At 61.3% G+C, this 13,551-nt stretch carries 10 protein-coding genes and 1 pseudogene; 2 read left to right on the forward strand and 9 right to left on the reverse strand.

What is annotated here, in order from left to right:
- Positions 1 to 31: 31 nt before the first annotated feature.
- From ACIQAL_RS28220 to puuE, 7 genes are all read right to left on the reverse strand, one after another.
- On the reverse strand, positions 32 to 820 hold the full coding sequence (locus ACIQAL_RS28220) for an outer membrane protein OmpK (protein ID WP_166597893.1): 789 nt from the start codon (positions 818 to 820) through the stop codon (positions 32 to 34).
- Positions 821 to 1,178: 358 nt separating this feature from the next.
- Positions 1,179 to 2,534 carry a nucleobase:cation symporter-2 family protein gene (locus tag ACIQAL_RS28225; protein WP_401151252.1) on the reverse strand — a complete coding sequence of 452 codons (1,356 nt, stop codon included), beginning with the start codon at positions 2,532 to 2,534 and terminating at the stop codon, positions 1,179 to 1,181.
- A 245-nt stretch (positions 2,535 to 2,779) separates the two neighbouring features.
- Positions 2,780 to 4,093 (reverse strand): urate hydroxylase PuuD, encoded by a 1,314-nt coding sequence (locus tag ACIQAL_RS28230; RefSeq protein WP_401151254.1) that lies wholly within the window; start codon positions 4,091 to 4,093, stop codon positions 2,780 to 2,782.
- Between the two features lie 50 nt (positions 4,094 to 4,143).
- On the reverse strand, positions 4,144 to 4,644 hold the full coding sequence (locus ACIQAL_RS28235; RefSeq protein ID WP_401151257.1) for an ureidoglycolate lyase: 501 nt from the start codon (positions 4,642 to 4,644) through the stop codon (positions 4,144 to 4,146).
- A 66-nt stretch (positions 4,645 to 4,710) separates the two neighbouring features.
- Complete coding sequence (alc, locus tag ACIQAL_RS28240; protein ID WP_401151259.1) at positions 4,711 to 5,706, reverse strand: allantoicase; 996 nt, start codon at positions 5,704 to 5,706, stop codon at positions 4,711 to 4,713.
- A gap of 43 nt (positions 5,707 to 5,749) precedes the next feature.
- Complete coding sequence (gene uraD / locus ACIQAL_RS28245) at positions 5,750 to 6,265, reverse strand: 2-oxo-4-hydroxy-4-carboxy-5-ureidoimidazoline decarboxylase (RefSeq protein ID WP_401151262.1); 516 nt, start codon at positions 6,263 to 6,265, stop codon at positions 5,750 to 5,752.
- On the reverse strand, positions 6,262 to 7,203 hold the full coding sequence (gene puuE / locus ACIQAL_RS28250) for an allantoinase PuuE (protein WP_401151265.1): 942 nt from the start codon (positions 7,201 to 7,203) through the stop codon (positions 6,262 to 6,264). The genes uraD and puuE overlap by 4 nt, the downstream gene beginning before the upstream one ends.
- Positions 7,204 to 7,616: 413 nt before the next feature.
- Here puuE and uraH point away from each other — a divergent pair, with 413 nt between their 5' ends.
- Positions 7,617 to 7,970 (forward strand): hydroxyisourate hydrolase, encoded by a 354-nt coding sequence (gene uraH, locus ACIQAL_RS28255; RefSeq protein WP_401151268.1) that lies wholly within the window; start codon positions 7,617 to 7,619, stop codon positions 7,968 to 7,970.
- A gap of 156 nt (positions 7,971 to 8,126) precedes the next feature.
- Complete coding sequence (locus ACIQAL_RS28260; RefSeq protein WP_401151271.1) at positions 8,127 to 11,219, forward strand: dermonecrotic toxin domain-containing protein; 3,093 nt, start codon at positions 8,127 to 8,129, stop codon at positions 11,217 to 11,219.
- Between the two features lie 42 nt (positions 11,220 to 11,261).
- Here ACIQAL_RS28260 and ACIQAL_RS28265 read toward each other — a convergent pair.
- Both ACIQAL_RS28265 and ACIQAL_RS28270 read right to left on the reverse strand, forming a co-directional pair.
- Positions 11,262 to 11,888 (reverse strand): annotated as a pseudogene (locus ACIQAL_RS28265) (LysE family translocator).
- Positions 11,889 to 12,089: 201 nt separating this feature from the next.
- Positions 12,090 to 13,451, reverse strand: a complete 1,362-nt coding sequence (locus ACIQAL_RS28270; RefSeq protein WP_401151274.1) for an NCS2 family permease — start codon at positions 13,449 to 13,451, stop codon at positions 12,090 to 12,092.
- Between the last annotated feature and the right edge of the window lie 100 nt (positions 13,452 to 13,551).

The raw sequence follows: 13,551 nt of genomic DNA on the forward strand, positions 1-13,551 counted from the left end.
CGCTGCTCGTCTGGAGCAGCGCCTTATTGGTTTAAAAAAACACCTTCACCAACAAACTCGCCGTGTTCTGATCCGTATCAAAATACCGCGTGTCATTGATCCCGTACTTGTTGGTCCAGTAGTCATACTCGATCCCCACGTACAACTGCCGCTCTGGCAAGTTCATCGCCTTGCCCAAGTCGTATTTGATCTGCGGGTTGAAGTGCAGGTTGGAGTGGTAGTCGCCTTTGGTATTGGACTGTTTGTTGTCCACGACCCAGTCCATGAAACCGTCGATCAAAATGTCCGACTTGCCCACGGGAATGGTGTACGACCAGACCGGGGTGATCTGCCAGGCGCCATAACCCGCACGGTGGCCATCGTTGTAGCGCTTGTAAAAGTTCAGCTGGAAGTAGTCGAAACCGGGGATGTTCAGGTCGAAACCGGGGCCGATCAGGTAAGACTCGACATCGCCTTCACCAAACTCGTAAGTCCCGGCCAACAACACGTCCTTGATCGGGCCGAGTTCGAATTTCTGGTCGAAGATCTTGCCCAGCGACAGGCGAGGGGAGAACTCGCCGTACAGCGTGTTATTGCCCACGCCCGGGTCTTTCTTGCCGTTGTAGAAGATGTTGTCGACGAACAGGAAGTTGTCGCCGTATTTCCAGCCGTCTGCGTGTTCGAAGGTAAAGGTCTGCTGGGTATCCGGGTTGACCTCGAAATTCTGGCCGTACAGATACGTCAGGCTGTTGCTCTGCCATTGCAACAAATCGCCAGACATTGCAGGGGTGGCGGCCAGCAGGCTACTGGCGGCCAACAGGCTGGAAAGCGAACGGTTCATGCGGTACTCCCTTGGGTTCAAAGTCGGTGTTGCGGTGATTTGGCGCTCTGTTCTGGCGCCTTTCTTTGCTGCTTTAGTTGTCCAATTGATCAGCTTTTTACAGGTAGCAATCCCTAAGCCAACCCGCTGAAAAAAGACAAAAAAGTCTCGTCGGCTGTTATTGAAAACAGTCGATTCCGTGATTTTTCGAGCGAGGCGCGGCTGGGCGGCAACTTGGCCGTTCAGTCAGATTATTGTGTGGAGTCGTCAGACCCTGTTTTTCGAGGCGCGGTCGAGCGGCGGCGGAGGATACTGACTCGTGCCCCGCCGCTCAAGTGCGCTGCAAAAGAGCGGTGCGTCTAAAACAGGGCACCCACGACTAGTGTGAGTGCAGCGGCCCGGCCATCGCGGCACGCTCGGCACCACCGAGCACGTTGAACAGCAGGTTCAGCAGCACGGCGCTCAAGGTCGCCATGGCAATGCCGCTGTGGGTGATGGGCCCCATCCACTGCGGCAACTGGCTGAAGAATTCCGGCCGGACGACCGGGATCAGGCCCATGCCGATGCTCACCGCCACCAGCAGTTGATTGCGACGATCCGAGATGTCGGCCTCCTGAAGGATCTTGATGCCGGTCGCCGCAACCATCCCGAACATGGCAATCGCCGCGCCGCCCAGCACCGCTGGCGGAATCGAGGCCACCAGATAGGCCGCTTTCGGCAGCAGGCTCAGCAACACCAGAAAGCCGCCCGCGACCATCGTCACCGAACGGCAACGCACGCCGGTCATCTGCACCAGGCCGATGTTCTGCGCGAACGAAGAATGGGTGAAGGTGTTGAGGAAACCGGCGAGAAAGGACGCGGCCGCGTCACACAGCAAACCGCGACGCAGCATGCCCGGCGTGACTTCGCGGTCGGTGATCTTGCCCAGCGCCAGGAACATCCCGGTGGATTCGACGAAGATGATCACCACCACGAGACACATCGAGAGAATCGGCGCGAGGCTGAAGGTCGGCATGCCGAAGTGCATCGGCGTGACCACTTTCACCCAGTCCGCCTGGGCCAGTCCGCTCAAATCCACCATGCCGATGAAGCCTGAGAGGATGTAGCCCAGGCCCATGCCGATCAGCACTGAAATGTTGACCCAGAAGCCGCGCATGAAGCGGTTGATCAGCAGGATCGTCAGCAGCACCAGCGCCGCCACGCCCAGGTAAAGCGGGTCACCGAAACTCACCGCTTTACTGCCGCCGCCCGCCCAATTCACGGCGACGGGGAACAGCGACAAGCCGATGGAGGTGATCACCGTGCCGGTGACCAAAGGCGGAAAGAAGCGCACGATTTTCGACATGAACGGCGCGATCAGCATGCCGAAGAAACCGGCAGCGATGGTCGCCCCGAAAATCCCCGGCAAGCCCACGCCCGGCATGCCCGCCATCGCCACCATGCTGCCGACGGCGGCAAAACTGGCGCCCATCATGATCGGCATGCGGATGCCCAAAGGACCGATGCCGAACGACTGCACGACCGTCGCGATGCCCGCGACGAGCAGGTCGGCATTGATCAAGAAAGCGATTTCTTCACGGGAAAGGCCGGCGGCCTGGCCGATGATCAGCGGCACCGCGACGGCACCTCCGTACATCAACAGGACGTGTTGCAGGCCGACCAACAGCAGTTGGGCAAGTGGCAGGGGCTGTCGTGGTGGCGCAGCAGGGATGCGCGCGTGAGTTGACTCGGACATGCAACACCTCATTGTTCTTATTTTTGAGTACGCCCGGTGTGGCTGGGCGGTGGAACGTTGTATTCGATGGAGCGCTGTCCCTGTAGGAGCGTGGCTTGCCCGCGATCGGCGACGAAGTCGTCGTAAACCCGGCGAACGCGATTCGCCAGACGGAACCGGCCGCCTGACTTTACGACCGCTGCGCAGCCGATCGCGGGCAAGCCACGCTCCTACAGGTAGTGCGTCGATCCGAAAGGGACGATGGCTCAGTTCGTCTGCGCCCCCTTGTCGATCCACTGCCCCAGCAAATCACGCTCTTGCTGGGTCATCTGGGTGATGTTGCCCAGCGGCATGATTTGCGCGGTCACGGCCTGGGCCTGGATGCGCGGGGCCAGTTGCTGAATCTGTTGCGGGGTGTCGAACATGATCCCGGCCGGCGCGCTGCTGAACAGCGGGCTGGTCGGTTTGGCCGAATGGCAGACTGCGCAGCGTTCCTGAATCACGCTGTGCACCTTGTCGAAATCCACGCCACCGGTGTTGCTCGCTTGGGCGGGGGCCGCAGGCGCAGCGGGGGCCGGAGCGGGCGCGACCTCAGGTTTCGGCTCGTCGGCACGGTGTCCGCCAATTGCCGTACCGGGCAGCGGCTGGTACTGGATGTTCGCCGCGACGTCCGGACCGCGCGGCACTTGCGCAGGCCCTGTCACGTAGGCCAGGCAGATCATGCCCAGTGCGCCGACCGGCAAGGCCCATGCAAATTTGTGGCTGTCGTGACGGGTGTTGAAGTAGTGACGCACCAGTACCGCACATACCGCGATGGCCGCCAGGATCAGCCAGTTGTACTGACTGCCGTAGGTGCTCGGGAAGTGGTTGCTGATCATGATGAACAGCACGGGCAGGGTGAAGTAGTTGTTGTGGCGCGAACGCAGCAGGCCTTTGGCGGGCAGGGTCGGGTCCGGCGTGCGGTTCTCGGCGATGGCCGCCACCAGTGCGCGCTGGGCGGGCATGATGATGCGGAACACGTTGCCGACCATGATGGTGCCGATGATCGCGCCGGTGTGCAGGTACGCACCACGACCGCTGAACACCTGGCTGAAGCCGTAGCAGGCGCCGATGACCAGCACGAACAGCACCAGGCCCAACAGGCCAGGGCGCTTGCCCAGCGGCGAGTCGCAGAGCAGGTCATAGATGAACCAACTGGCGATCAGTGCGCCGACGCCGATGGCGATGCCTTCGCCGCCGCTCAGCGTGCTGCCGGGGGCCAGCAGGTAAAGGGTGGGGTTGGAGTAGAACACGATGCACAACAGCACGATGCCCGACATCCAGGTCCAGTAGGCTTCCCATTTGAACCAGTGCAGGTTGTCCGGCATGGTCGGTGGGGCCAGCTTGTATTTTTCCAGGTGGTAGATCCCGCCGCCGTGGATCGCCCACAGGTCACCGGACAGCCCGTCGCGGGGGTTGGCACGGTTGAGGTTGTTCTCCAGCCAGACGAAGTAAAAGGATGCGCCAATCCAGGCGATCCCGACGATCATGTGAATCCAGCGCACGCCCAGATTCAGCCATTCCATCAGATGTGCAGCCACAGTCTTTACCGTTTGCCTGTCGTCACTGGCGGACGCTTAGGCCCTTCTTATTAGTGGGGATCGAGAATCATCATCTGACTCTCTTCGAAGAAATGCTCATCGCAGTTATTGCCACTGCCACTGCGATCAACCACCAGGAAGTCATCCCGCTTTTCGATCGTCAGCACCGGGTGGTGCCAGACGCCGCGATGGTAATTGACACCCTGCCTGCCGTTGGTGAGGAAGGCGCGGGTCAGCTCGGGTTCAGGTGCATCGCCAAGTGGCGCGACCACGACCAGAAAAGGGTTGCCGAGCAGCGGTATGAACGCCTGACTGCCCAGCGGATGCCGCTCCAGCATGCGCACGGTCAGCGGCATCTCCAGCGCGTCGGCGCGGAAGATGCTGATGATCGCGTGATCGTCCGGCGTCGCCGTTTCAACGGTCGCCAGCTTGTGAAAGCGCATGGTCGAGCCGTTGTTGATCATGAAATGATCGCTGCCATCGGTTTCGATGACATCACCGAAAGGGGCGAAGGCTTCTTTGGTCAACGGCTCGATAATCAGTGTGCGCATGCGGGTTCTTCTGTTCTCAAGTTCAATGATCAAATCAGGGTTATGGGTTCGCTCACGGGGAACGCGTTACTTCGCCACCTTACCCAACACGCGCAACCGGCTCACGCCCCCGTCCGGGAACACGTTCAGGCGGATGTGGGTGATCGGGCCGAGCGCCTTGATCTGCTCGACGAAGGTGTGTTCGGCGTGCATTTCCAGTTTCTGGCTCGGCAGCAGTTCGCGCCAGAACAAGCTCTGGGTTTCGATCTGGCTGTCGGTGCCGCCTTTGACGAATGCGCCCTGGATCGAGCAGCTGTCCGGGTAGTTGCCTTTGAAGTGCAGGGTGTCGACGACGATCTGCTCGACTTCACCGGCATGGCCCAGCGCGACGATGACCCAGTCGTTGCCCGGCGTGCGGCGACGTGCGGTTTCCCAGCCATCGCCCATGTTGATGCCACGGCCCGGGTTGAGGATATTGCTCATGCGGCCGAAGTGCTCGTCGGAGCAGGCCAGGGCGCGACCGCCGTTCAGTGCTGCGACCAGGTCGACTTGCTCGTTGTCGCCCACCGCCGACCAGTCCCGGTGCGGCACGCCGTACACGCGCAGACGCGCCACCCCGCCGTCCGGGTAGATGTTGAAACGCAGGTGGCTGTAGGCCTGGGTGTCGCCGATTTCGTGATAGTGGTGGCTGTCGCCTTTCAGCTCGACGGCGGGCAGCACTTCAGTCCACACGGTGTTCTCATCCGGCTCGCCCGAGGCCAGGAAGCAGGCTTCCAGCGAGGCCGATGGTGGGTAGTTGCCGGTGAAGAACGAGGTGTCGATGTCCACGCCTTTGATGGAGCCTGCCACGCCCAGACGGATCACGGCGCTGTCATAACCTTCGAAACGCTTGCGACGCGATTCCCAGCCGTCCATCCATTTGCCGTTGTCGTCGAACACGCCTTCCTTCCACACCGCGGGGGTGGGCTGGAACAGGCGGTTGGCGTCGGCGAACCAGTCGTCGGTCACGGAAATGATTTTTGTGCCCAGACGGGAGTCGGCCAGGTTGACGAATTTTTCGAAGGGTACGGCGTAAGCTTTCATTCTTTTTGTCTGCCTTTGATAAGGGGCGTGGGGATGGTCAGGGTTAAAGCGTCTGCAAGCGGAACATCGCGATCTTGTTGATCTCGGCCAGGGCGCAGGCGAACTCGGTTTGGGCCGGGTTGTGAATGCGCGTCTCGAAGGCCGCGAGGATCTGATGCCGGTTGCTGCCTTTCACCGCCATGATGAAGGGGAACGCGAACGTCGCTTTGTAGGCGTCGTTCAGCTCGGTGAAGCGAGCGAACTCTTCAGCCGTGCATTGGTGGATACCGGCGCCAGCCTGTTCATTCGTGCTGGCTTCGGTCAGTTGGCCTTGCACGGCGGCTTTGCCGGCAAGGTCCGGGTGAGCGTTGATCAGCGCCAGTTGCGTGGCGTGGTCGGCGCTCAACAGGATGTCGCTCATACGGGCATGCAGGGTCTCGATGTCGTCGAGGCTGTGCAGATCACCCAGGTCATAGGCCTTTTCAGCGACCCAGGGCGAATGCTCGTAGATGTCGGCGAAGGCTTCGACGAAGGCTTTGCGGCTCAGGGAAGAGGGCGTCAGGGTCTTGAAACGGCTCACTGGGCGGCTCCTTTCAACGGGCTGCTTCTGAAGGGATGAACGTCGTGCCAGTGGCGGGCGATTTCCACGCGGCGGGCGAACCACACCTGTTCGTGGCCTTTGACGTATTCGAGGAAACGTTGCAGCGAGGCGAGACGGGCAGGGCGGCCGATCAGGCGGCAGTGCAGGCCGATGGAAAGCATTTTCGGCGCCTCGGCCCCTTCGGCGTAGAGCACGTCGAAGGCGTCTTTCAGGTAGTCGAAAAAGTCGTCGCCCTTGTTGAAACCCTGCACTTGGGTGAAGCGCATGTCGTTGGTGTCCAGGGTGTACGGAATCACCAGATGCGGCTTGCCATTCGGCGTGTTCGGTTCCCAGTAGGGCAGGTCGTCGTCGTAGGTGTCGCAGTCGTAGAGAAAGCCGCCTTCTTCCATCACCAGACGCCGGGTGTTAGGGCCGGTGCGACCGGTGTACCAGCCCAGCGGGCGTTCGCCGGTGAGTTCGGTGAGGATGCGGATCGCTTCGAGCATGTGCTCGCGTTCCTGAGCCTCGTCCATGTTCTGATAGTCGATCCAGCGGTAGCCGTGGCTGCAGATTTCGTGACCGGCCTCGACCATCGCGCGGATCACGTCCGGGTGGCGCTGGGCGGCCATGGCCACGGCGAAGATGGTCAACGGAATGTCGAATTGCTTGAACAGTTTGAGGATGCGCCACACCCCGGCACGACTGCCGTATTCGTACAGCGACTCCATGCTCATGTTGCGCTGGCCTTGCAGCGGCTGAGCGGCGACCATTTCGGACAGAAACGCCTCGGATTCCTTGTCGCCGTGCAGAATATTGCGCTCGCCGCCTTCTTCGTAATTGAGTACGAACGACAACGCGATACGGGCATTGCCCGGCCAGTTGGGATGGGGCGGGTTACGGCCGTAACCGATCAGGTCGCGTGGATAGTCGGCGCTCACTGCAATCTTCCTTATCTACGTGTTGTCTGTGACGGTGGAGAGGGATCGATCTGCCCTGAGGTGTGATCATGATCCGTCGACCGTCGCGGCGATGGGACGATTGTATACAAGTTTATTTGTGATTTGTAAGCCTGTTTTTTCGCTTTTCTCATAACAGATGACGCTGCAAGAAACTTGCCTGAGTGGTCAGAATCCACCGAAAAAATTCAACAGAGGCCTCGCTATCCGGCGTTTTGAGGCTTTGAGGCGTGTCTGGCAATGAGCCGGATAAAAAGTGATTTTTATTGTGTACAATTTCTTTTGAAAATGTCTTAATTCGTCATCGCTCGCGCTGTTCAACCGCGCTCTGCTCTCAAAAGCGGCACTGAAACGGTGCGATTCCACTCAATCTCCAAGCGAGGCACCGACGCGCCATGGGACGACTGACCACACACGTGCTGGACGCCGCACACGGCTGCCCCGGCAGCAACATCCGCATTGCCCTGTACCGGGTCGATGGCGAGCAGCTGGAAAAGATTGCCGACACCGTGACCAACAGTGACGGCCGCTGCGACGCCCCCTTGTTACAGGGCGAGGATTACCGTTCGGGTGTCTACCAGCTGCAGTTCAGCGCCGGCGATTACTACCGGGCCAAGGGCGTGAAGCTGGGTGATCAGGCCTTTCTCGACGTCGTGGTGCTGCGGTTCGGCATCGACGCCGGGCAGGATCACTACCACGTTCCGCTGCTGATTTCGCCGTACAGCTACTCCACGTATCGCGGCAGCTAGGCGATACGCGTAACCGAGCAACCCGTGACATCGCTTTGCCCCTGTACCTCTTGCCCGCCCCACACTGCGGGCTTTTTTTCGTCCGATGAATATGTACCACAGGGCCGGTTGCAGTCTGTGAACACTCCAGTGCATCACACGCACCTGGAGCCCCCCATGACCGGCACCGTTTTACAACCCGTCGACCTGCTGACCGCAGACGAACCCCACGATCAACCCTTGCAGTCACTCAGCATTGCGATGCCCGGCTGGCTGAGCACCGTCGAGCAGCCTGTTCGCGATGAATATGCCCAGCGGCTCACCGAGTACCACGCCAGCGCCCAGGCACTTGAAAACCATCTGGATCACGTGCTGCCTTCGTTCGAGGATTTCGTTCGAGCGCGCATCAAGGCCAGGATCAAGGATGATCTGGGCATCGATCTCGATCCTGATCTCATCACTGTCGAGCTGCCGAGACGGGTCTGGCGCGACTACCGAATCGACCCTCAATACGGGCGGGTGACGAATTATTTCGCACCGTGGGTCGCCAGTCGGGAGCGTGAGCACCTGACGTTGGCGGCCCTGGCCGAGCGCAATTTTGCGGCGGGTGACGCGCAGATGGCACGGCGTTTCGATTTCGCCGCGATCCGTGGCACGTCGGGCCTGACGGGCACCTGGCTGCACGCGGTCATTCCGCAGCTGGACGTTGCGCTGCACTACCGTAATTTGCTTAAAAAAGTGTTTCAGCTGGCACCCGGGTCCACGGCGCAGCAGCAACTCGACGCCGAGCGCCTGCTGGAACCCTATCAGCACAAGATCGAGCTGGAGGCGTTTTGCGAACTCAAGCGGCGACGCCTGAGCGAAGAGGGTGGTCTGTTGCTGCAACTGGCAGCGCAGTCTCGCTCTCAGGCCGAAAGCGACGCCGCTGGCATCGAGATGAACTGGTTGCAGTTCAAGCCGGGCACCTCGGTGAGTGGCGAGCAGGACAGCCACACGTTGAGCGGGCTGTGTGCAATTCGCAGCAAAGTCTCCAACCGCACCGTGATCTATCTGCCGGACGCGCCCGACGACGTCCTGACTGTCGAGGCGTCCGATCCTGAAACCGCCCGATCCCGCTTGATCCAGCACCTGATCAGCAAGCCCGCGCTGACGGGTTACCTCGCACAGCGCACGCTGGACGCTCAGGGGGCGGCCCGTCACGTCAGCTACATCAACCAGGCACTGGCTCGGGGGTTCGAAGGTTTTCTGCGTTTCGTTCCCGCGCTCGACCTGCAACTCGCCGCCCAGCAGCTCGACACCCGCGCCTGGATGCTTCAGCAGGCGATTCAGAGCCGCGCGCGCACCCGCTTCGACATCCAGACCGAGCAGAACCGGCAGCAAGGCGAGACCTATGTGGGGTACCTGAAAGCCCTGTTGGGTCTGCTTCCCGGCATCGGCACCCTGGTCAGCGTGCAGGATGGCTGGCTGGATGGGCACGACGCCATGAAAGCCTTTAGAGAGGGGCGCCTCGATGACGGGCTACTGGCGTTGGGTAGCACGGCGATGAGTGTGCTGGACGTGGCGATGTCGGTGATTCCCGGTGCCGCCAGCGTGTTCGTGCTGGGGCGGATGGCGCGCCGTGGCGCAAAGTTGGGCACTGCGACGTCAGGCTTGCGGCCGCACCTGCTGACGCCGTTCGAAGGCTATGAAGTGCCCAAAACGCTCACTGATGCGGTGCCGCAATCGGGGCGCGATCTCGGCACGCTGCTCAAGGACGGTCAGCTCTGGATCGAGCGCGAAGGGCACGCGTACGAGGTTTATCGACGCGCTGGAGAGCAAACGCTGCGCCTGAAGAAGACCGCTGTTCACGGCTTCGAACCCCCGGTGCGGTTTCACAATGGCGCCTGGGTGTATCACTCGGACGTCGGGCTCAGGGGCGGCATGCGCTCGACCATCGCCGAAACCCTGATCGCCCAGGCCCACGGCGACCCCGCGTTCAAGCCCCGGCACGCGCGGCAGTTGCTTGATGAGTTCGAATTCCCCGCTAATCGCCAACGCAGGCTGGAGCTGGACATCGCCGTGCACTACCAGCAACACAAGGCGACCCCGGAATGGGCCGAGGCCTATCGTCGGCCGCCCCAGGCCGAACCACAACCTGGTACCAGCGGCAGCAAACGCAAGGAGCCACCTCAACCTTCGGCGCTGCGCGATGCGCTGGACGGCGCCGACCGCTGGAAGCGTTGGGGCCGTCCCCTGGATGATGCCGGCAGGGTGCAACAGGTCGAAGTGTTTCCACCGATCTTCCGACTCAGCGATGAACCGAGGAGCACCTTCGTGCAGATCGACAGCCAGCGCTACGACATCCTGCCGAGCGGGGCGAGCCAGAACCCTTCTATCGTGTTCCTGAAAAGTCCGACGACCCTTGAGGACAGTTTTTCCGGTCTCAACGAAACCATTCGCCGCGACCGCTTTAACCAGCCGGGCATGGCGTCTTTCAAGGACGGGCGCTGGACAGTGCATGGTCCGCTGTTTCGCTTGAAGATCCAGCATCTGGTGGAGGAAGCGCGGCCCGGGCTGAGCCCGGTCACCTGCCGGATTCTCGCGGAGAAAATCTACGATGCCGCTGATCAGGGGCATACCGGGCTGACCGCCACCCGGCTGATCAATATGAAAGCCACCCTCAATGCCTGGAAGAGGGGGCAGCTGGCGCCGTTACCGCAGTTGAATGATCCGCTGCTGATGCTCGAAGGCGCTCATTTCACAGGTATCGGCACCACGATGCCCCGGATGTGGATCAGCTACGGGCCTTCGATGCAGGATTTCAAGCGGCTGGATTTCGCGGTCTCCAAACCCTCACTGGTGACCCTGCTGGAAAGCGTCACCCGCGGCCCGCGTATTGGCGCACCCGCAAAAACGGCAATGCGTGAGTTCATGTCGGCGTTGATCACCGACGCAGGCTACCGCATGGTTTCTGACGGTGAGACTGTGTTGCAGGTGCGTTCGATTCTGTTGTTCCGGCGCACCGGCCAGGAGCACCTCTACATGCTGCACACGCATTACGTCTCTGCTGCGCAAGTGGAATTTCAGACCCTTGCGCCCAATGCCGCCGTCCCTCTGTCCAACCGCTGGATCGATGAATGGGCGGCGGCGCGACCGGGAGAAGGTGCATTGAATACCTTGGTCGAAGCCCGGGATCAGGGGCGTCTGGTGAAATTGATCGGGGGTGTCAGAAGCGGCAGCTCGCTGGAGCCGGCGCCGCAGGTGTTCATACAGCGCGTCGCCGAACCGTGAGGAACACGCCGCTGCCTTGAGAGGACAACAACGTGCAGGGCGTCAATGGCTGAGCAGTGCAGCGCTGCCCGCGCCACCGAATAGCCCGGCGCTGATGCGGTTGAACCAGGTTTGACCCTTACCAGTGCGCAGGTAACGCGCGGCGCCTTGGGCACTCAAGCCGTAGAACAACTTGCAGGCCAGATCCAGCACGGTCCAGGTGATGATCATGGTGATCAACTGACCGAGGAAAGGCTGGTCGGCCTTGAGGAACTGCGGCAAAAACGCGGCGAAGAACAGAATGTCTTTCGGGTTGCTGCCGCCGAGCACGAAGGCGCGCCAGAACAGCGCCCCAAAGCCCGGATGGCTGACGGCCGCTGGCACGTCCGCGCCGGTCGCGGGTTAGCGGGACTGTTTCCAGCTTTGCCACGCGAGGTAGAACAGGTACAGCCCGCCAACGATCTTCAGCGCGCTGAACAGTTGCTCCGACGCCATCAACAACGCGCCCAAGCCAAAGGCCGAGGCGCTGAGCAGGCAGATCGACGCACAAACCCCGCCGAAAAACGCCGGGTATGAGCGCAGCACGCCATAGTTCAGGCTGTTGCCGATCATGAGCAGGGACAGCGGCCCCGGGATCAGAATCACCACCAGCGCAGCGCCGCTGAACAGCAGCCAGGTTTCCAGGGTCATGGGGTTTCTCCTTGTTGAAATCAGAAAAGCAAAAACGCCACCCAATGGGCGACGTCATGTGCGGATCTACAGCGTTCCCTGTGGGAGCGAATTCATTCGCGATGCGTTGGATCAGGCGACGAATCTACGTCGCCTGTATTGCCCCCTCGCGAATGAATTCGCTCCCACAGGGGGTGTTGCATCAGGCAGATACGGGCCTCTTTACAGGAACACAAACTTGGCAATGAAGATCGCGCACAGCGCCCACAGGCTCACCGAAATCTCCTTGTGACGCCCGGTAAAGGCCTTCAGCACGACGTAGGTGATGAAGCCCAGTGCGATGCCGTCGGCCACCGAGAAGGTCAGCGGCATCATGATCGCCGTGACAATGGCGGGAATCGCGTCGGTGGCTTCGTCCCATTCGATGTGCGCCATGCCGCCCATCATCAGCATCGCCACGTAGATCAACGCGCCTGCGGTGGCGTACGCCGGGATCATCCCCGCCAATGGGGCGAAGAACATCGCGGCGACGAACAGCACGCCCACGGTCACGGCCGTCAGCCCGGTGCGGCCACCCGCCGCCACGCCTGAAGCACTTTCCACATAACTGGTGACCGGCGGCACGCCGACCATCGCACCGAATACGCTCGACGCGCTGTCGGCCTTGAGGGCGCGGGACAGGTTCTCGATGCGGCCATCGTCATTCACCAATCCGGCCCGTTGCGCGACGCCCATCAAGGTGCCCGCGGTGTCGAACATGTGCACAAACAGGAAGGCCAGCACCACGCTGATCATGCTGACGTTGAACACGCCTGCGACGTCCATCGCCATCCAGGTCGGTGCCAGGCTCGGCGGGGTGGAGAAGATGCCGTTGTAATGCACCAGCCCCAGGCCCCAACCGGCGGCGGTCACGGTGATGATGCTGATCAGGATCGCGCCGAACACGCGGTGATAGCTGAGCACCGCAATCATCAAAAAGCAGATCGCCGCCAGCAACGGACCGGGTTCACGCAGCGAACCCAGCTTGATCAACGTCGCGGGGCTGTCGACCACGATGCCCGCTGTTTTCAGGCCGATCAGCCCGAGGAACAGCCCGACCCCCGCGCCCATCGCGAACCGCAGGCTCACCGGAATGCTGTTGAGCAGCCATTCGCGGACGCGGGAGAGGGTGAGGATCATGAAGATCACGCCCGAGATGAACACCGCACCCAGCGCGGTCTGCCAGCTGTAGCCCATCGTGCCGACGACGGTGTAGGTGAAGAACGCGTTCAGCCCCATGCCCGGCGCCAGGCCCACCGGCCAGTTGGCGTACAGGCCCATCAACAGGCAACCCAGTGCGGCGGCGATGCAGGTGGCCACGAACGCGGCGCCGTGATCGATGCCCGCGTCGGCCATGATGTTGGGGTTGACGAAGATGATGTACGCCATAGTGATGAACGTCGTCAGGCCCGCCAGCAGCTCGGTCCGAACGGTGGTGCCGTGCAGGCTGAGCTTGAAGAGGCGTTCAAGCAGGCCCGAGCGTGTCGGCCTGAGGTCTCCTTGAGTGGCTTCCAGCGGCGTGGCTTCGGTTTTGCGACTTTCCACAGTGAATCCCTCGAAACGTTTTTGTTGTTTTTTTCAGAGCCGGTAACTGCTCCGTGGGGCGAATCGACCGCCAGCCTGATTTGTTGACTAGAAGGTCAGA

The sequence above is a fragment of the Pseudomonas sp. NPDC088368 genome (assembly GCF_044753445.1).
In the GTDB taxonomy this organism is placed as follows: domain Bacteria; phylum Pseudomonadota; class Gammaproteobacteria; order Pseudomonadales; family Pseudomonadaceae; genus Aquipseudomonas; species Aquipseudomonas bambusae.

Coding starts and splice junctions, on each gene's coding strand:
- ACIQAL_RS28220 (WP_166597893.1), bottom strand. CDS start 820: ATGAACCGTTCGCTTTCCAGCCTGTTGGCCGCCAGTAGCCTGCTGGCC.
- ACIQAL_RS28225 (WP_401151252.1), bottom strand. CDS start 2,534: ATGTCCGAGTCAACTCACGCGCGCATCCCTGCTGCGCCACCACGACAG.
- ACIQAL_RS28235 (WP_401151257.1), bottom strand. CDS start 4,644: ATGCGCACACTGATTATCGAGCCGTTGACCAAAGAAGCCTTCGCCCCT.
- alc (WP_401151259.1), bottom strand. CDS start 5,706: ATGAAAGCTTACGCCGTACCCTTCGAAAAATTCGTCAACCTGGCCGAC.
- uraH (WP_401151268.1), top strand. CDS start 7,617: ATGGGACGACTGACCACACACGTGCTGGACGCCGCACACGGCTGCCCC.
- ACIQAL_RS28260 (WP_401151271.1), top strand. CDS start 8,127: ATGACCGGCACCGTTTTACAACCCGTCGACCTGCTGACCGCAGACGAA.